Below are 19,148 nucleotides of genomic sequence, written 5' to 3' on the forward strand. Positions count from 1 at the left end.
TAACCACCCAACTCTTACGTGGATAAAAAGTCCGTTTATAAAGGGAGATTTCCTTTGGTGCCGCTTATTTTTGCTCCAATCACATGAGCAAGGCACAAACTACCGAAACACCTCTGATGCAGCAGCATAAAGCCATTAAGGCCAAATATCCTGATGCTATCCTTTTATTTCGTGTTGGCGATTTTTATGAAACTTTCGGAGGAGATGCTATAATTGCTTCACAGGTATTGGGCATAACCCTTACAAAAAGAAACAATGGTTCGGCTTCAGAAAATGAATTGGCCGGTTTCCCGCACCATGCCTTGGATACCTACCTCCATAAACTGGTAAAAGCCGGTTACCGGGTAGCTATATGTGACCAGTTGGAAGACCCAAAAACTGTAAAAGGTATTGTTAAGCGGGGAGTTACCGAAATGGTTACGCCTGGCACAGCTACAAACGATAAACTTTTGGATTTAAGCTCCAATAATTTCCTGGCAGCGCTCCATGCAAATGATGAAAAATATGGAATGGCCTTCCTTGACATTTCCACAGGGGAATTTTTCATTGCAGAAGGTGATAAGGAATATGCTGATAAACTATTAAGCGGATTCAAACCCGCGGAGGTAATATTTCAACGCCATCACCAAAAGAAATTTAAGGAAGAATTTGGTTCCCGTTATTATACATATACCCTTGATGAGTGGATATTTCAACAGTCTTATGCAGAGGAAAGCCTGTTAAAGCATTTCGGCACACACTCCCTCAAAGGATTTGGTGTGGAGGGTTTAAGTTTTGGTTTGGTCGCAGCAGGTGCCATACTCCATTATTTGAAAGATACAGAGCATCCCAATTTACAGCATATAACTTCCATCCAGCGACTGGAACAGAATGATTATTTATGGATGGACAAATTCACCATTCGGAACCTGGAATTGTTGTACAGTAATGTAGAGAATGGTAATACGCTTTTGAAAGTCATTGACAATACCTGTACTCCAATGGGAGCAAGATTGTTGAAAAGATGGGTGGTGTTTCCATTGAAAGATATTCGTAAAATCAATGAACGGCTTGACGTAGTGGAGTATCTTATCCTTCAAACAGACCTGCGGAATAAATTCCTTCACGCCATGCGCCAATGCGGGGACATGGAACGACTGGTTTCTAAAATCCCATTGAAAAAAATCAATCCCAGGGAATTGCTGCAGCTGGCACGGGCCCTTCGACAAATTGATGTGGTGAAAGATCTGGCATCGAATACTCCCAACGAATATTTACAACGACTGGCTGATACACTCAACCCATGCCATTATATTGCAGATAAGATTGTCAAAGAGATCATAGAAAATCCACCTGCCCTAGCCAGCAAAGGAGGATTTATCAATATACAGGTTAACAGGGAATTGGATGACCTTAGAAATATCGCTCATCATGGAAAGGAATACTTACTTCAATTGCAACAAAAAGAAGCTGAACGCACAGGTATTTCTTCCCTCAAGATCAGCTATAATAACGTTTTTGGATACTATCTTGAAGTTACTAACTCTCATAAAAGCAAGGTTCCGGCTGAATGGATGCGCAAACAAACCTTGGCCAACGCTGAAAGATATATCACGCCAGAACTGAAAGAATATGAAGAAAAGATCACTGGCGCTGAAGAAAAAATGCTGCAGCTGGAGTTGCAGTTGTTTGAAAGCCTGATCAATGAACTATTTGACTTTCTATCCTGTATCCAGATCAATGCCCAAATGATCGCCACATTGGATTGTCTTACCTGTTTTGCCAACAACTCTTTGCAATACAATTATAAAAAACCTCAATTACATACCGGTGAACAACTACAAATAAAAAATGGCCGCCACCCTGTAATTGAAAGAACACTTCCACCATCAGAAGCCTACATAGGAAACGATGTCAGTTTTGATAAAGCAGATCAACAGATCATCATTCTTACTGGGCCTAATATGAGTGGTAAATCAGCCCTACTCAGGCAAACGGGGTTGATCACGTTGATGGCACATATGGGAAGCTTCGTGCCGGCTGATGAGGCCTTTATTTCACTTACAGATAAAATATTCACCAGGGTTGGAGCTTCAGATAATCTCAGCGCAGGCGAATCGACGTTCATGGTTGAAATGAATGAAACAGCATCAATTATCAACAATATCAGTAGTAGCTGCCTTATCCTGCTTGATGAAATTGGCAGAGGTACGTCAACTTATGATGGCATCTCCATAGCGTGGAGTATTGCAGAATACCTGCATAATGCACCCACTCAACCCAAGACATTTTTTGCTACACACTATCATGAATTGAATGAACTGGAAAATAAACTTCCCAGGGTTAAGAATTACCATGTTACCAATAAAGAAATTGGCAACAGGGTAATTTTCCTCCGAAAATTAGCACCGGGAGGAAGTACCCATAGCTTCGGTATCCATGTAGCAAGGATGGCAGGCATGCCCCCTGATCTTATTGAAAGAGCAAAAGAAGTCCTGGCACAATTGGAGGCTATGCACGCTGATGCAAAAGTGGAAAACATCAAATCCTTATCTGCACCCAGGCTACAGTTAAGCATTTTTGATGCCCATACCCAAACCTTTGATGACATACGAAATATGCTGGGGAATATTGATATCAACAGGCTTACCCCGGTAGAGGCCTTATTAAAACTGAATGAGATCAAAAATCTTTTAAAATAAACGACAGGCGGCATCCCGGCTTGTCAATAAACAGAACTCATACAATCCTGAAAAAGCTTAAAATGGTTGTATTAACTTTTAGGCGCATCAAACCATACTCTTGATTTGTTATTCCAGTCTCCGTTATAATTAATAAATAATTCTTCCCCTGGCTCAATGGCTTTCACTGTTTTGACAGTAATGGTTTGCTTGCTGAAATTCATTTCATATTCACAATTTGACTTATAGGAGTGGTTGTATAAAGGAATATATCCCAAAGCCATGCAACATTCCTGTCTTTTATCTCCCCATTCAAAAATATAATCATGAAGCAGGGTTTGATCAATCAACACCCTATCCCTGGCACTCATAACAATAACTGGTGAAATCTCAATGACAGTATTGGGTTTCAAAAAGCTCCTGGCAAAAACTCCCCTGCCCATATCCTTTGATTTATCTACATATATATCTTCTGAAATAAAATTTTTAGTCACTCCTTTCGAATTTTACACAAATTAATTTCACTAAATCATATTGAGATATAATCCATCCCTAATTTTGAAAATATGTCTGTGGAACTTTTAAAGGAACAATTAGAACAGGTGATCCATTCAGGTGATCCTTTACAGATCCGTGACCTGCTCGACCGCCAGAATATCAGTGATGTGGCCGACCTGGTTTACGAAATGCCTGATTATGAAAGCCAGATCATTGCTGCTATGTCTGTTCACAGGGCTGCAGGCGTTTTCAAAATTCTTGAATTTCCAACACAGCAAACGATCATTCAAACATTACCTCCTATCAAAACCGCAGAGCTCCTCAATGAACTTCCACCAGATGACAGAACGGACTTTTTAGAAGAACTACCCAGTAGCGCAGTGCGGGAGCTGATTAAGTTATTGGATAATGAGGAAAGAAAGATCACCTTATCGCTTCTGGGTTATCCGGAAAACAGCGTGGGCAGGCTAATGACACCTGATTATGTATATGTGTATGAAAATAACACCGTACAACAGGTGCTGGAAACCATTCGCAGGGTGGGAAAAAACAGTGAGACCATCGATGTGATCTATGTGATCAATAATAAAGGGGAGCTTTTGGATGATATCAGGATACGGGAATTCATATTGGCGACACCTGATAAAAAAGTGATGGACCTCATGGACAACAGGGTCGTGGCTTTAAATGCATATGATGACCAGGAACTGGCCAATGAAGCTTTTAAAATGAATAACCGCGTAGCCCTTCCTGTTGTAAGTAACAGCAATAAATTACTAGGGATTGTTACCATTGATGATATTCTTTGGGTTGCCAGTGAAGAATTCAGTGAGGATATTCAAAAGATCGGGGGTACGGCTGCTTTAGATCAGCCTTACCTCGAAATGCCTTTATTTCAACTTTTTAAAAAACGTATCGGGTGGCTGGTGGTCCTTTTTCTCGGAGAAATGCTTACTGCAACCGCTATGGCCTATTTTGAAGATGAAATTGCCCGTGCAACGGTTCTTGCCTTATTTATTCCACTGATCATTTCCAGTGGTGGTAACAGCGGGTCCCAGGCCTCTACCCTCATCATCCAGGCAATGGCAGTGGGTGAGATCAGTCTGCGAGACTGGTGGCGTGTTATGAGAAGAGAGATCCTCTCAGGGCTCTTACTCGGATCGGTCCTGGGGATCATAGGCTTTTTCAGGATTTTTGTATGGAACAGCATCAACCCTAATTTATATGGTGTTCATTGGATGCTTGTAGGTATTACTGTTGGATTTGCACTCCTTGGTGTGGTACTCTGGGGTACTCTTTGTGGTAGTATGTTGCCCATGGCCTTGAAACGCCTGGGCGCTGATCCTGCGGTTAGTTCCGCACCTTTTGTAGCTACCCTTGTTGACGTCACAGGTTTGATCATCTACTTCTCGGTAGCTTTTTTCACTTTAAGTGGTAAATTATTATAACTATCCTTTCTCACACTAATTTTTGGGTTCTCAGTCTTTTTATAGATTTTCGCAAGGCTTATCAAATCGAAATTAAACTCAAACACTTATGTGTGGTATCGTTGCGTACATTGGTCCACGGGAAGCGTATCCTATAATTCTGAAAGGTTTAAAAAGACTGGAATACAGGGGGTATGACAGTGCCGGCGTGGCTTTATTAAATAGCGGATTAAAAGTTTATAAAAAGAAAGGAAGGGTTTCAGAACTAGAAGAAAGCCTGCAGGGCGTTGATCTGCATGCCCACACTGGCATCGGGCATACCCGCTGGGCCACACACGGTGAGCCTAATGACCGTAATGCTCACCCCCATACTTCCGCCAGTGGCAAATTGGCCATGATTCATAACGGTATCATTGAAAATTATGCCCAGTTAAAAAAAGAGCTTTCCAATAAGGGATATACCTTCAAAAGCGATACCGACACTGAGGTCCTGCTCAATTTTATCGAAGAGATCAAAACAAATAATAACTGTTCTTTAGAGGAAGCATTGCGCATTGCTTTGAAAAGGGTGGTTGGGGCTTATGTAATAGTATTGATTGATAAAGAGAATCCTGATACCCTTATTGCTGCACGTAAGGGTAGTCCCCTTGTAATTGGCATTGGCAAGAACGAACATTTCCTGGCTTCAGATGCCTCCCCTATAATCGAGTATACCAAAGAAGTGGTGTATGTAAATGACTATGAAATAGCCATTATAAAAGCAGATGAATTGATCCTGAAGAACCTGGGTAATGAAAGGCAAACTCCTTTTATTACAAAGCTGGATATGGAGTTGGCAGCCATAGAAAAAGGTGGTTACGATCATTTCATGCTGAAAGAAATATTTGAGCAACCGCAAACGATTTATGATTGCCTGAGAGGAAGGCTGGATGCCCATGCAGGGACAATTACCATGAGCGGTATCCAGAAATATGCCGATCAGATCATGAATGCGAACAGGATCATAATGGTTGCCTGCGGAACAAGCTGGCATGCTGGCCTGGTGGCCGAATATATATTCGAAGAATTGTGCCGCATTAATGTGGAAGTAGAATATGCATCGGAATTCAGGTACCGCAACCCCGTCATCAATAAAGGTGATGTTATTATAGCTATATCTCAAAGTGGTGAAACCGCTGATACGCTTGTTGCAATTGAAAATGCCAAGGCTAAGGGTGCGCTCATCCTTGGCGTAGTTAATGTGGTGGGTTCTTCCATTGCCCGCCTTTCCGATGCAGGTGCTTATACACATGCCGGACCTGAAATTGGCGTTGCATCTACCAAGGCTTTCACAGCTCAATTAGCTGTTCTTACCATGATCGCTCTGAAAATTGGCTATGAGAAAGGCACACTCGATCATGACCGGTATATGCAATTATTGCAGGAACTGGACGCTATACCCGATAAGGTATCAGAAGTGCTAAGGTCAAAAGATAATATCAGGACAATCGCTGAAAAATATAAGGGTGCCAAGGATGCCTTATACCTGGGAAGAGGTTATAATTTTCCCGTAGCATTGGAAGGAGCCTTGAAGTTAAAAGAGATCTCCTATATCCATGCAGAAGGATATCCAGCTGCAGAAATGAAACACGGTCCTATAGCTTTAGTTGATGAAGAGCTCCCGGTAGTATTTGTGGCAACCAGGGATTCTTATCATGAAAAAGTAGTGAGCAATATGCAGGAGATCAAAGCCCGTAAGGGAAAAATCATAGCAGTGATCAATGAAGGCGATGAGCAAAGCTCTGCGCTTGCACAGGACGTCATTACGGTTCCAGAGGCTGATGAGATTGTGGCTCCTATGCTCAGTGCCATACCTATGCAATTATTGGCTTATTATATTGGTGTTGCCAGGGGATATGATGTTGATAAACCAAGAAACCTTGCCAAATCCGTGACAGTAGAATAAAAATTACCGTGACATTTTATTAAAGCTTCTAAAGAAAGGTAAGATGAATGAGATCATAAAAAGACCCCTTCGTTCTATTGGATACAACTTCATAAAAAATGAATACCTCCCGCAGGGGACTGATGAATATTACCTGCGCAATAAACAGAATAAAAGTGGTATCAACTATCGCAATCTTACCGCTTATGAAATAGAAGTTCTGGTCCGTAACAATAATACTTCTGACGACTGGAATAAATTACAGGTTTCCGATGCTTTCACCCCTGAGCTGGTAAAGAACTGTAAGTTTTTTGGGCTGGTGCGCATCGGCAAGCTGGAAGCCATTTCGCTTGAGTATCATAATGTCTGCATGCCGGTTGGATTATACAACAGCACGATCATCAGTTGTGATTTTGGAGACAATGTAGTGATCAATAATGTCAATTATATCTCGCACTATATTGTTGGTAACGAAGTAATGATTTCCAATGTACATGAACTGCATGTTACCGACCATGCTAAATTCGGGAATGGCATATTAAAAGAAGGAGAACAGGAAAACATACGTGTCTGGGTGGAAGTATGCAATGAAAATGCTGGCCGCAAGATCCTTCCTTTCAATGGAATGCTCCCGGGGGATGCGTATCTCTGGTCAAAGTACAGAGACGATGATGAGTTGATGGAAAAACTCAAACAACTCACGGAAAAACAATTTGATAAACTTCGTGGCTATTATGGTAAGATCGGTGACAGGTCTGTGATCAAGAATACCAGCATTATAAAAGATGTTTGGATTGGTAGTGATGCCTATATAAAGGGGGCCAACAAACTGAAAAACCTTACCATAAATTCAAATCCCAAGGCACAATCGCAAATTGGTGAAGGATGTGAGCTGGTAAATGGTATCATCGATTATGGATGCCGTATATTTTATGGAGTAAAAGCTGTCAGGTTTGTCATGGGTTCCAACTCCCAGTTAAAATATGGAGCAAGATTGATCAATTCATTCCTGGGTAATAACTCAACGATCTCCTGTTGCGAAGTACTTAATTCATTGATCTTCCCTGCCCATGAACAACACCACAATAATTCTTTCCTTTGTGCAGCGCTTGTTATGGGCCAGAGCAATATTGCGGCCGGAGCTACCATCGGTTCCAACCACAATAGCAGGGCAGCTGATGGTGAATTTGTAAGTTCCAGGGGATTTTGGCCAGGGTTGTGTGTTAGTCTTAAGCACAATTCAAAATTCGCAACATTCACCCTGCTGGCAAAAGGAGATTATCCAAACGAATTGAATATTCCTTTACCTTTTAGCCTGGTAAGCAATGATGAAAGTAATGACCGTTTAATTGTCATGCCTGCTTACTGGTTTATGTATAATTTGTATGCCCTTGCCAGGAATGAATCAAAGTACCAGGACAGGGACAAAAGACCAGAAAAAATACAACTCATTGAATACGATTGCCTCGCTCCTGACAGTATTAATGAAATATTTTCAGCAATAAGCTTATTGAAAAAGCTGGTTGCGCGCGCATATGACCCTTCCTTGTCCGGTGATACTGTTTCTGAAACTACCCTTGAACACAAAGGCGAAGCCATTTTAAATGACCCGGCCATTGATTTTAGCAAGCTGGAAATAATAGCACCAGGTTTTGAGAACAATAACCGCCCGGTGATTATAATAAAAACAAGGGAAGCGTATTTGATATATAAAAGGCTTATTATTTACTATGCAGCTGTTAATCTGCTGAGATATATTGAAGACAACAAGATCCTGACATTCAAATCCCTTATTGATTCATTGCCCGATGAACCAATACGTTTAAGCTGGATCAATATTGGAGGACAACTCATGCCTGAACCTGCGGTGGCTACTTTAATGACTGGTATAAAAACAGACAGCATTCAAAGCTGGGAGGAAGTTCATGAATTTTACCGCACAAATGGAGCATTATATAAGGATCAAAAATTACAACACGCTTATGCCTCACTGATGGAACTGGCAAAACCATCATCAAAGCAATTATCTCCAGCATTCTTTAAACAAATCCTGAACGAGGCCCTGGAAACAAAAGAATGGATGACAGAAAATATCTATACCTCAAGGGCCAAGGACTACCAGAATTACTTCAAAAAAATGGTTTATGACTCGGAAAAAGAAATGGAGGCCGTAGTAGGCAAATTGGAAGACAATTCCTTTATTAACCAGCAGAATGAAGAATTAACTGCTTTCAGGGAACGTATTAAAACCTTGTTATCAAATTTCTCCCTATAAAAAAAGCCCCTTAAAAAGGGGCCTTTTAATATCTATTTTACAGCTTATTTTTTAGTGCTGTCTACAGTAGTAGTAGTGGTTGTTGTTTTCTTAGTAGTATCAACTGTAGTAGTAGCTGTAGAATCAGTTACTGTTGGTGTAACTACAGTAGAATCAGTAGTGGTAGTTTTTGTTGTGGAATCAGCAGTAGTTGTGTTTTCGCTGCTGTTGCCGCAAGCAACTAATCCGCCTGCGATAGCGATGATGGCAAGAAACTTTTTCATTGTACTTTTTAAATATTTAGTTAACTAATGGGCGCAAAGGTAACGGCTGAAACGAATTATCCAAATTTTGAGTGATAATTTCCCTCTTTTATTTCTTTCTGAAGAAAATGCGTACAGGCACCCCGGTGAAATTGAAATTTTCTCTTAATTTATTTTCCAGGTAATTCTTATAAGGGGTCTTAATATCATCTGGAAAATTGGAAAAGAATGCAAATGATGGAACCACAGTTGGTAATTGCGTTATGTATTTGATCTTAACCGGGTTGCCACGAACCACAGGGGGATGATATGATTCGATTGCTTTCAGCATGATATCATTCAATTGAGCAGTAGGTATTTTACGTTTCCGGTTTTCATACACTTCCAAACCCACTTCAATGCCCTTGAATATCCTGGTCTTTTCTTTTGCGGATATAAAAAGGATGGGCACATCATTAAACGGTGCCATACGCTGTTTTAACTCTTTTTCATATTCCTTTGCGGTGTTTGTTTCTTTCGCCACAAGATCCCACTTATTGACAAGAACCACTAAACCCTTTCCCTTTTTAGCTGCAAGGCTATAAATAGTCAGATCCTGGGCGGTGATTCCTTTTTCCGCATCCAGTATCAACAAACAAACATCTGCTTCATCCAATGCCTTAATAGCACGTATCACTGAATAAAACTCGAGGTCTTCATGCACCTTGGCTTTTCTTCGGATACCTGCAGTATCTATCAATACGAAGTCTTTCTGAAATAACTTGTATCGTGTGTGGATGGTATCCCTTGTAGTACCGGCAATATCACTTACAATAGTCCTTTCTTCTCCTATCAATGCATTGAGAAGGGATGATTTTCCTACATTGGGCTGACCAATGATCGCAAATTTTGGCAAACCCTGTTCCTCTTGAAACTCTGAGTCATCTTTTATCAACCCGGTCACTGCATCCAAAAGGTCTCCTGTTCCACTGCCACTGATAGCTGAAAGAAAAAAAACATTTTCAAATCCTAGGCTATAAAATTCAGACGCTTCCAACAACCGTTCATTATTATCAACTTTATTCACTACCAGGTAAACCGGTTTGGTAGAACGCCTTAAAACATCAGCCATGGCATCGTCAAGATCTGTCATACCTGTAGCTGCATCAACTACAAATAAAATAGCACTGGCTTCATTTACGGCCACCTGCACCTGTTTACGGATCTCTGTTTCAAATACATCTTCACTATCAGGTACAAAGCCTCCCGTATCGATCACATAAAAGTTCTTACCATTCCAATCAGCAATGCCATACTGGCGATCACGGGTCACGCCTGGTGTATCTTCCACTATAGCTTTGCGTTGCTCTAAAAGACGGTTGAAAAATGTACTCTTCCCAACATTGGGTCTTCCTACTATTGCTACTGTAAATGCCATGCTTGCAAACCCCAAAGGGTATTTTCTGTTTTAAAAATTATGCTGAACAACACCTCTATATCTAAAGGCCCGTTTTATTATTACTTTTTTAATATTGAATTTAGCTCTGAAGCTTGCATCAATAACCATATTCCCTAAGGAATAATTCATTCTCCCTCCACTTGGGTCTCACTTTCACAAACAATTCCAGGAAGATCTTTTGATCCAAAAAATGTTCAATCTCTTTACGCGCCTGGAATCCTATCTCCCGGATCATTTTCCCTCCTTCTCCTATGATAATTGCCTTCTGTGATTCCCTTTGCACAATGATCTCAGCCCTTATTTTAATCAGGGTGGATTTTTGTTTGAATTCATTGACGGTTACCGTGGTATGGTAAGGTATTTCATCTTCAAACAGACTATAAATTTTTTCCCTGATGATCTCAGCAACAAAAAACTTTGTTGGGAGATCAGAGATCTCGTCCTCATTATAAAATGCCTGTCCCTCAGGTAATAACTGGACTATCTTGTCAAGAAGCTCAGGCACATTGCCAGATGTTAAAGCAGAAATGGCTACGGCTTCCTTGCAATATTTTTTGTCCTTAAAAAAACTGATAGCTTCTTTTATTTTTTCAGGATTGGTTTTGTCCGTTTTATTGATAACCACTAAGGCCGCAGCTTTCAATCGCAAAGAGGTAAACAAGCTATCTACTTCACCCCAGTTATCATTGATATCAACCAGTAATAGGGCAAGGTCCGCATCTTCCAAAGCGCTTTTTACGGCCATCATCATCTTTTCGTGCAACTTGTATTTTGGATCGATGATGCCCGGCGTATCCGAAAAAATAATCTGATAGGCTTCCGTGGTCAATATTCCCTTGATCCGGTGTCGGGTTGTTTGAACTTTTGACGAAACAATGGCAAGCTTCTCTCCCATCAATGCATTAAGCAAAGTGCTTTTCCCCGCATTAGGCTTTCCAAATATGTTAACAAACCCTGATTTCACCCTATTAAATTATTGACCGGCAAAAATAGACTATTAAAATTGTTTGGTAGTAAAGATGTACGCTTGTATATTTGCAACCCACATCGCGAAGTAGAGCAGCGGTAGCTCGTCGGGCTCATAACCCGAAGGTCGGAGGTTCGATCCCTCCCTTCGCAACAAGATCCCCCTTTTTGGGGGATTTTTTATGGACTTTCAAGTACATTTCGGAATTTCTACAGGAAATGTTAATTGATCTGAATTGCATTAGTTTCATCTGTCATTCCACCTTTTAAGGATCCTAATAACACCTTTCTGGTATTTATTAATCACCGGTAAGCTACATGCTGGATTTCTTCGATTTTCAAATACCTTCTCTTATCCCTTATCGTCCTATTCTAATATCCATTTTTAAAAATTCCACTTCCCGCTATTTACTTTCCATAAAAAAATGGTTAGCCTAAAGAGACAAGATTTGACCCATACAAAAGCCCGGCTATGAACCGGGCTTGCTGTTATTGTATCTGCTTTGACTGACTTTTAAGACTTTTTTGAAATTGAACTGGCTCCACTGGTTTTAATATCTCTTATCATGGCTGATCCTTTATAGTTGACACTACTGGCACCGCTTAATTTTGCTGATAATTCCTTATCTACAGTTATTTTAATACTGCTGGCTCCACTGGCGTCCACCGTGCAGTTCGTGGTAGTAAAATCATAGGCCTTAACATCACTGGCCCCACTAGCATCAATTTTAACTTCATCAGCTGTTCCATTGATCTCAACATCTGACGCTCCACTAATATGTATATCCAATGAACCATTCACATTCAATTTGCCTTTCAGGTCACTAGCCCCTGAAAAATCCAGTTTTAAACCTGTAGATGAAATAGAACCATCTATCCTGATATTAGAAGCACCTCCTGCTTTAATTTCATCTACATTCCTGATAGCTATATAGGCTTTCAGCTTCCTGTTCTTTGGCCACCAGCCTTTCTGGTCAAACCAAATTTTGAGCACACCATTTTCAACCGATGTTTTGATTCCGGCAATATCTTCTTTATTATTAGCACTCACAGCCAGGCCTTCCCTGGCATCCTGTGAAAGAATCACTTCAAAAGCATTGGAAATATGAATGGCGTGAAAAGAATTGACTGTTCTGGGTTCTGCATTGGCATCATTCACCACTTTTTGGGCATGAGCTATAACGCCAAAGCAGACTAAAGTAAAAGCAATTAGCAATGACCTCATAAAATGTTTTTTTTATGAAACGGCAGAATGATGAAAAGGTTACAGCGCATCAGAAAAAAATCTTTATTAATTTTACAGGGTTAATTTCAGATTCCCGGGGTGCTAATTCGCCATGAGGCAGAAAAGGCTGAGATCATACCCGCAGAACCTGATCAGGGTAATGCCTGCGCAGGGAGGCTTTGTTCATTTCAAAGTCGGGTTTCAGGGTATACATGAAACCTATAAACTTTGAATAAGGCACGTAACCTTCTCTTTCAACAGCATTTCCCTTTCATTTTAAAAAATCATGAAAATGAATAGGATTGTTTTTTCAGTTTGTCTTCTATCTTCTTTAAGCCTGGCAGCCCAGCAGAAAGACACTATTGACCTCTTACCTGTGGAGGTAAGGGCTGTAAGGGCGGGCTCCACTGCTCCATTTGCCAAAACAAACATCAGCAAGTCAGAGATTCAAAAGCAAAACCTGGGACAGGATCTGCCATTCTTACTATCACAGACACCATCTGTAATAGTAAATTCCGATGCAGGGAATGGTATTGGTTATACAGGTATAAGAATAAGAGGAACTGACGCCACCCGTATCAATGTGACGCTCAATGGAATTCCCTATAATGACGCAGAAAGCCAGGGAACTTTTTTTGTCGATCTTCCTGATTTTGCATCTTCCATCAGTAGCATCCAGGTGCAAAGGGGCGTAGGAACTTCAACAAACGGAGCCGGTGCCTTTGGTGCCACCCTCAACTTCGGCACCAATGAAGTAAATAAAAAACAGTACCTGGAATTGAATAATAGTTTTGGATCATTCAACACCTGGAAAAACACTATAAAGGCAGGTACAGGGTTGGTTGGCGATCATTTCACTGCGGATTTACGCGTATCCAGGTTAGTAAGTGATGGTTATATCGACAGAGCCAGCAGTAATTTAAAATCATTGTATTTCTCCACTGCGTATTTATCTCAAAAATCAGATCTAAGGCTAAATATATTTACCGGAAAAGAAAAAACATACCAGGCCTGGTATGGCGTTTCCGAAAATGACCTTACCACTAATCGCACCATAAATTATGCAGGGATGGAGAAGCCCGGTACTCCTTATGATAATGAGACGGATAATTACCAGCAAACCCATTATCAATTATTTTTCACCTATCGGTTTACACCTTTATTTGATTTCAACAGCGCGGTTTTTCTTACAAAGGGTAAAGGATATTACGAAGAATACAGAGCGGCGCAGGCATATGCAGATTATGGGCTAACCTCTCCTGCTCCAGGAATAGATACTACTGATCTTGTTCGCCAGTTATGGCTTGATAACAGTTTCTATGGGACTATTTTTTCTCTGCAGCACCATTCAGATAGATCATCCATCATATTCGGAGGTGCCATAACCCGGTACGATGGAAACCATTATGGAAAGGTCACCTGGGCAGAAAAAGGATTGATCAACCCTAAAAATTGGTATGATCTGGATGCAAATAAAAATGACCTTACATTATATGGGAAGTGGCAGCAGAACCTGACCAACCATCTCCAGGTATTTACTGACCTGCAATACCGGAAAGCAGGTTATGATATTAATGGATTTAAAGATAACCCTGGCCTGTTGATCAATAAAAACTATAATTTTTTTAATCCAAAACTGGGGCTTAGCTATCACTCCAATGATTGGTTAGCCTATGCCTCGTACAGTGTTGCCAATAAAGAGCCAAACAGGGATGATTTTGAAGCAAATATCAACGAACTACCCCGACCCGAAAAACTTAATGATATAGAAGCAGGTATTGAAAACAAGACCAGCAGGAGCAGCTTTGGAGCCAACCTGTATTATATGAAATATAAGGATCAACTTATCCTGACAGGTAAAATCAATGATGTAGGAGCTTATACCCGTACAAATATTAAGGACAGCTATCGTCTTGGCCTGGAATTACAGGGATCTGTAATTGCAAGTAACTGGTTTAAGGCTGCTGCCAATGTAACTCTCAGCCGTAATAAGATCAGGAACTTTGATGAATTTATTGATGATTATGATAATGGAGGCCAAAAAGTCAACTTTTATCCCGAAACAGATATTGCATTATCTCCTTCAATCATTGGTTCAGCTACATTGACCCTAACACCTGTACACTTTTTGTCTATTGACTTACTTAGCAAATATGTAGGTAAACAATACCTTGATAATACAAAAAATGAAGATCGCAGGTTAAATGCTTATTTTCTGCAGGATGCCAGGGCCTCCTATTCATTTGGTTATAAATGGTTGAAAAACGTGAGCCTTATTTTACAGGTAAATAACCTGCTGAATAAAAAATATGAACCAAATGGCTATACTTTCAGCTATTATTACAATAATAACCTGTCAACAGAGAATTATTATTTTCCTATGGCGGGCACCAATTGGATGGCAGGATTGAATATCAAACTATAAGTTCATCATAACAAATCCCGCCAGCAGCGGGATTTGTTTTATTAAGTTGTACACCAAAAAGAACAAATAATCTTTGCCCTTTTCTTGCATTATTCACTAAATTTCTCTCTCCATGCAAGAATGCCACCTTCAACATTATACGTATTTGTAAAACCCATTTGGTCCAGCACCATACAAGCCATCATGCTACGTTTGCCGCTGCGGCAATGAACGATTACTTCCTCATCTTTCAGGTCTTCGAGATCATCGATCTGCATGGTTTGAATTTTACCCAGGGGTACCAGTTTGCCACCCAGGTTAAATTCTTCATATTCATGTGGTTCACGGCAATCTATAAGGTTGATCTTTTCGCCGCTATCCATTTTCTGCTTCAATTCTTCTACGGTAATATTTTTCATTGTTAAAGTTCTTATTCTTAAGGTTGTTGTTTTGCCGGCAAAGAATCAGTTACAGGCTTTTCAAGGCTTAGCCAGATGTCGATCATTTGCCCGGCCCTGATACGCAACCTGGCTCCGTCGGTTGTCCTGGGCATAGGGTTTTGTTTGTAAACAAAGGCACTGGCAGTGTCTTTTACGTTAGGATCAACAATCACCAGCCCTGATAAACCCTGTGCATCCAGTAAGGCCCTTGCCTCATCGTAGCTTCTACCAACCAGGTCGGGCACATTTACATCCTCACTTCCCAGGCCACTTCCCAATACCAAAGATATTGTACTTCCCATTTTCAGCTTCGTGCCTGCTTTTATAGAACTGCCATTATACAATTGTTCCAGTACAGAATTTTTAGCGAAATCGAACCTGTAACTGGTATCTCCCATTCGCAAACCTAAATTTCGCAATACCATTTCTGCATTGCGATAGCTGGATCCTAAGAGATTAGGCATTTCAACATCGGGCGGTACAAACCGGTTGATGGTCACGTACACCGTGCGATTTATTTTAACCACTTCGTCTGCTTCAGGAACCTGCCTTAATACAAATCCGGGAGGCAAAGAATCATAATAGGCCGAATCCTGGACTACCACCTCAAAACCCTTTGTGTCAAGGAACTTTTCTACCTCGTTAATATTTTTCCCAACAACGGCGGGAACAGTTCGTGATTCACCATGCCTGGTGATCCAGTTAAGTGATAACAGGAATACCAGGATCAAAACAATGACAGCAACTATGGCAATTGCGATATGAAACCATAATGGCCGGGAAGGTTGAGTCTTTATTTTCTGTTTTTGTTGGGTTTTGATCATTCAGGTTTTTCTGTTTGGTGTGCAATATATAAAATTGATGCTAAGTCAGCCTGTCACTATGAATATCCCTGGCACCTGGTCTGTTGTTACCACCATCAGTAGGTCTGGCCAGGAAGGATATTATTATTACATGTTAATGATTTTGCAAAGCCTCTTCCAGCAGTTTGGAGTAAAAATCTTCCAGTTTTTCACCTTTAGCCCTTACCTGTTGGGGAATTACACTGGCATCACTTTGACCCGGTATGGTGTTGATCTCAAGCATGTAAGGGCGGTTTTCAACGGCATTGTAGATAAAATCTATTCTTACCACCCCACGGCAATTAAATACCTGGTAGATATTTGCCGCTGTACTTTCCAGCTGCTCTTTCCAATCATTTGTAATTTCGGCCGGGGTAACTTCAGTTGATTTGCCACCATACTTGGCTTCAAAATCAAAGAAATCTTTTTCTTTATGTGCAATCACTTCGGTGATTGGCAAAACTGTTATAGCACCCTGGGTTTTAAAAACCCCTACTGTAAATTCCCTGCCTTCAATCATTTGTTCCACCAATACCTGGTCATCTTCCCGGAAAGCCTTTTCCAGGGCCTCTTCTAACTGCGAGGGTTCATTCACCTTGCTCATACCAATACTCGAACCACCATTATTGGGTTTTACAAATAGGGGGGGTACAAGCTGCGAAAGAATTTCATCGAGATTATAAGCGGTATGCCTGAACAGGTGCACTGATTTTGCAACAGGAATGCCTGCCATATGCGCAACAGCAACAGTATATCTTTTATTAAAGGTGAGCGCAGATGTTGCAGCATTGCATGATGTATAAGGCAGGTCCAGCATATCAAAATAACCCTGCAATTTTCCATCTTCGCCTGGTGTGCCATGCATGCCAATAAAAACAGCGTCAAATTGAATTTTGCTGCCGCCGGGAGCTATTGTAAAATCATTCTTATCAACTTCGGTTCTGACACCGTTTACATCCTCATAAAACCATCCTGAAGGGCTGATATCAATTTTGTAAACCTCGTATTTTTCCTTTTCCAGGTGGTTATAAATTGTTGTGGCAGATTTGTAAGAAATGATAGCCTCGCCAGAGTAACCGCCAGTAACTAACGCAATTTTTTTCTTCATGTATATTGGTAATTAAAATGGGAAAGTAGAAAATAATTTGATAAAAACAGGAGCACCTTAGCACTTACCTGGTAATTGAAACGGATTTAAGACATGAACATTTGATCTAAGGTAATCTGGGCATGTTTGACGACAAATAATAAAGGTGAAGAAATTATACTCCTTCACCTTTTTACACAGGACATATCACCTGTTTAATTAGCAGCAAAGCTGCACCCTTACGGATAATGTTAAGGTACAACAATTATATATGAAGCCGCTCTTTTTTACTTAATAATTCTTCTACCGTCTCCCTGTACATTTCATCAGGAATACAGCAATCCACAGGACAAACCGCTGCGCACTGCGGTTCTTCGTGAAAGCCCTGGCATTCTGTGCACTTGCTGGGTACGATATAATAAGTGTCAACCGCTATAGGTGCATTTCGCTGGTCAACGCTGACAACGGTTCCATCAACAAGGGTATACTCACCTTTGACAGTTGTTCCGTCTGCAATAGCCCACTCTACACCACCTTCGTATATTGCATTATTGGGGCACTCTGGTTCGCAAGCTCCGCAATTGATACATTCTTCTGTAATCTTTATAGCCATAATCTATGTTTAATTAGATGGGAATTAATTTTGCTGACAAATTTAAAGTTCGGAAATGAAATTACAACAAAGAAAAGAGTTACTGGCCCAATTGGGAGCCTATATGAAGGGAAATGATGAGGAATGGGCAATTGTAAAACAAAGAGCCTACCAGGAAAACAATTGGTTCATTCCGGAATTTATAAACCTCGCGGTAAATAATATGGCAACAGGATTTTTACAACCTGGCCTACTGGATAAGCTTGCAGTTACCTACTCTATTCCCCAGGAAAACCCTTCTCCTCAAATGATTGGGATTGTCATGGCTGGAAATATTCCATTGGTTGGGTTTCATGACCTTCTCTGTGTTTTCCTTTCAGGGCATCGGGCTAAAATAAAAGCTTCTTCAAAAGATGAGGTATTGATAACGCACCTGGTTGATAAAATGATCAGCTGGCAACCTGAAACAGAATATTATTTTGCCTTCAGTGCAATGCTGAAGGAATGTGATGCCTATATAGCCACCGGAAGTAATAATTCATCTCGCTATTTTGAATACTATTTCAGCAAATACCCACATGTCATCAGGAAAAACAGGTCTTCAGTTGGTATTTTGAATGGACAAGAATCTGCAGCGGAGCTGGAAGCATTGGCAGATGATGTTTACCAGTACTTTGGACTTGGATGTCGTAATGTCACTAAGATCTTTGTCCCCCGGAATTATGATTTTCGGCCGCTTCTTGAAGCCTTTCGTAAATATGATCACCTGTCAGACTACCACAAGTATAAGAACAACTACGATTATAACCTTGCAGTGTATATGTTGAACAACAGGTATTATATGACTAATGGAAGTATTCTGCTGGTTGAAGACAGTTCCATCACATCCCCTATCAGCCAGCTAAACTATGAGTACTACAACAATGAAGATGATGTACGGGCCAGGCTTTTGAACAATGATTCTGTGCAATGCGTTGTAGGAAAAAATAATATACCTTTTGGTGAGGCACAGTGCCCGGGTATTATGGAATTTGCCGATGGAATTGACACTTTGGAGTTTCTATTGCATCTGCCGGACAATAAACAGGTACCAACTGTTAATGAAGTACGAAGACCTTAGTAAATTAA

The 19,148-nt window shown here is 40.7% G+C and carries 15 protein-coding genes, 1 tRNA gene and 1 riboswitch; of the genes, 7 read left to right on the forward strand and 9 right to left on the reverse strand.

The genetic code is table 11. The annotated features are described in order from the left end of the window. Positions 1 to 83 precede the first annotated feature (83 nt). A complete protein-coding gene (mutS, locus tag BP74_RS00605) occupies positions 84 to 2,681 on the forward strand; it encodes a DNA mismatch repair protein MutS (RefSeq protein ID WP_496369994.1) in 2,598 nt (865 codons plus the stop codon). Positions 2,682 to 2,752: 71 nt separating this feature from the next. On the opposite strand, the gene BP74_RS00610 is transcribed toward mutS, so the two are convergent. Continuing rightward, a complete protein-coding gene (locus BP74_RS00610; protein WP_496369996.1) occupies positions 2,753 to 3,154 on the reverse strand; it encodes an SET domain-containing protein in 402 nt (133 codons plus the stop codon). Between the two features lie 72 nt (positions 3,155 to 3,226). Here BP74_RS00610 and mgtE point away from each other — a divergent pair, with 72 nt between their 5' ends. From mgtE to BP74_RS00625, 3 genes are all read left to right on the forward strand, one after another. Beyond that, on the forward strand, positions 3,227 to 4,606 hold the full coding sequence (mgtE, locus tag BP74_RS00615; protein ID WP_496369998.1) for a magnesium transporter: 1,380 nt from the start codon (positions 3,227 to 3,229) through the stop codon (positions 4,604 to 4,606). A gap of 88 nt (positions 4,607 to 4,694) precedes the next feature. Beyond that, the gene (gene glmS / locus BP74_RS00620; RefSeq protein WP_496370000.1) at positions 4,695 to 6,530 is read left to right on the forward strand and encodes a glutamine--fructose-6-phosphate transaminase (isomerizing); all 1,836 of its coding nucleotides are present in this window, start codon (positions 4,695 to 4,697) and stop codon (positions 6,528 to 6,530) included. A 43-nt stretch (positions 6,531 to 6,573) separates the two neighbouring features. Continuing rightward, on the forward strand, positions 6,574 to 8,784 hold the full coding sequence (locus BP74_RS00625; RefSeq protein ID WP_496370002.1) for a DUF4954 family protein: 2,211 nt from the start codon (positions 6,574 to 6,576) through the stop codon (positions 8,782 to 8,784). A gap of 44 nt (positions 8,785 to 8,828) precedes the next feature. On the opposite strand, the gene BP74_RS00630 is transcribed toward BP74_RS00625, so the two are convergent. From BP74_RS00630 to era, 3 genes are all read right to left on the reverse strand, one after another. Then, entirely contained in the window at positions 8,829 to 9,047 is a 219-nt protein-coding gene (locus BP74_RS00630) for a hypothetical protein (RefSeq protein ID WP_496370004.1), read from the reverse strand. A gap of 88 nt (positions 9,048 to 9,135) precedes the next feature. Further along, entirely contained in the window at positions 9,136 to 10,443 is a 1,308-nt protein-coding gene (gene der, locus BP74_RS00635; protein ID WP_496370006.1) for a ribosome biogenesis GTPase Der, read from the reverse strand. A 118-nt stretch (positions 10,444 to 10,561) separates the two neighbouring features. Continuing rightward, positions 10,562 to 11,428: a GTPase Era gene (era, locus tag BP74_RS00640; RefSeq protein ID WP_496370008.1), complete on the reverse strand. Its 867-nt coding sequence runs from the start codon at positions 11,426 to 11,428 to the stop codon at positions 10,562 to 10,564. 84 nt (positions 11,429 to 11,512) lie between these two features. Between era and BP74_RS00645 the strand changes: the two genes are divergently transcribed. After that, positions 11,513 to 11,584, forward strand: a tRNA-Met gene (locus BP74_RS00645). 360 nt (positions 11,585 to 11,944) lie between these two features. Here the strand turns inward: BP74_RS00645 and BP74_RS00650 are convergent. Next, positions 11,945 to 12,655, reverse strand: a complete 711-nt coding sequence (locus BP74_RS00650; protein ID WP_496370010.1) for a head GIN domain-containing protein — start codon at positions 12,653 to 12,655, stop codon at positions 11,945 to 11,947. An 85-nt stretch (positions 12,656 to 12,740) separates the two neighbouring features. Next, a riboswitch (TPP riboswitch) is annotated at positions 12,741 to 12,847 on the forward strand. Between the two features lie 100 nt (positions 12,848 to 12,947). On the opposite strand from BP74_RS00650, the gene BP74_RS00655 reads away from it, so the two are divergent. Then, positions 12,948 to 15,080 (forward strand): TonB-dependent receptor, encoded by a 2,133-nt coding sequence (locus BP74_RS00655; RefSeq protein WP_496370012.1) that lies wholly within the window; start codon positions 12,948 to 12,950, stop codon positions 15,078 to 15,080. A gap of 89 nt (positions 15,081 to 15,169) precedes the next feature. Here BP74_RS00655 and BP74_RS00660 read toward each other — a convergent pair whose 3' ends face one another. The 4 genes from BP74_RS00660 to BP74_RS00675 all read right to left on the reverse strand — a co-directional run bounded on the left by BP74_RS00660 (position 15,170) and on the right by BP74_RS00675 (position 18,041). Further along, positions 15,170 to 15,478: a rhodanese-like domain-containing protein gene (locus BP74_RS00660; RefSeq protein WP_496370014.1), complete on the reverse strand. Its 309-nt coding sequence runs from the start codon at positions 15,476 to 15,478 to the stop codon at positions 15,170 to 15,172. A 17-nt stretch (positions 15,479 to 15,495) separates the two neighbouring features. After that, positions 15,496 to 16,323 carry a PASTA domain-containing protein gene (locus BP74_RS00665; RefSeq protein WP_496370016.1) on the reverse strand — a complete coding sequence of 276 codons (828 nt, stop codon included), beginning with the start codon at positions 16,321 to 16,323 and terminating at the stop codon, positions 15,496 to 15,498. Between the two features lie 133 nt (positions 16,324 to 16,456). Then, positions 16,457 to 17,449 (reverse strand): D-alanine--D-alanine ligase, encoded by a 993-nt coding sequence (locus BP74_RS00670; RefSeq protein ID WP_496370018.1) that lies wholly within the window; start codon positions 17,447 to 17,449, stop codon positions 16,457 to 16,459. 244 nt (positions 17,450 to 17,693) lie between these two features. Further along, positions 17,694 to 18,041, reverse strand: a complete 348-nt coding sequence (locus BP74_RS00675) for a 4Fe-4S dicluster domain-containing protein (RefSeq protein WP_496370020.1) — start codon at positions 18,039 to 18,041, stop codon at positions 17,694 to 17,696. A gap of 55 nt (positions 18,042 to 18,096) precedes the next feature. Here BP74_RS00675 and BP74_RS00680 point away from each other — a divergent pair, with 55 nt between their 5' ends. Continuing rightward, positions 18,097 to 19,140, forward strand: coding sequence for an acyl-CoA reductase (locus BP74_RS00680; RefSeq protein WP_496370022.1), 1,044 nt, complete (start codon positions 18,097 to 18,099; stop codon positions 19,138 to 19,140). Positions 19,141 to 19,148 lie beyond the last annotated feature (8 nt).

This window comes from Flavisolibacter ginsengiterrae DSM 18136, from assembly GCF_059568575.1.

Coding starts and splice junctions, on each gene's coding strand:
- BP74_RS00680 (WP_496370022.1), top strand. CDS start 18,097: ATGAAATTACAACAAAGAAAAGAGTTACTGGCCCAATTGGGAGCCTAT.
- BP74_RS00675 (WP_496370020.1), bottom strand. CDS start 18,041: ATGGCTATAAAGATTACAGAAGAATGTATCAATTGCGGAGCTTGCGAA.
- BP74_RS00665 (WP_496370016.1), bottom strand. CDS start 16,323: ATGATCAAAACCCAACAAAAACAGAAAATAAAGACTCAACCTTCCCGG.
- BP74_RS00670 (WP_496370018.1), bottom strand. CDS start 17,449: ATGAAGAAAAAAATTGCGTTAGTTACTGGCGGTTACTCTGGCGAGGCT.
- mutS (WP_496369994.1), top strand. CDS start 84: ATGAGCAAGGCACAAACTACCGAAACACCTCTGATGCAGCAGCATAAA.
- BP74_RS00660 (WP_496370014.1), bottom strand. CDS start 15,478: ATGAAAAATATTACCGTAGAAGAATTGAAGCAGAAAATGGATAGCGGC.
- BP74_RS00650 (WP_496370010.1), bottom strand. CDS start 12,655: ATGAGGTCATTGCTAATTGCTTTTACTTTAGTCTGCTTTGGCGTTATA.
- glmS (WP_496370000.1), top strand. CDS start 4,695: ATGTGTGGTATCGTTGCGTACATTGGTCCACGGGAAGCGTATCCTATA.
- BP74_RS00625 (WP_496370002.1), top strand. CDS start 6,574: ATGAATGAGATCATAAAAAGACCCCTTCGTTCTATTGGATACAACTTC.
- der (WP_496370006.1), bottom strand. CDS start 10,443: ATGGCATTTACAGTAGCAATAGTAGGAAGACCCAATGTTGGGAAGAGT.
- BP74_RS00630 (WP_496370004.1), bottom strand. CDS start 9,047: ATGAAAAAGTTTCTTGCCATCATCGCTATCGCAGGCGGATTAGTTGCT.
- mgtE (WP_496369998.1), top strand. CDS start 3,227: ATGTCTGTGGAACTTTTAAAGGAACAATTAGAACAGGTGATCCATTCA.
- BP74_RS00655 (WP_496370012.1), top strand. CDS start 12,948: ATGAATAGGATTGTTTTTTCAGTTTGTCTTCTATCTTCTTTAAGCCTG.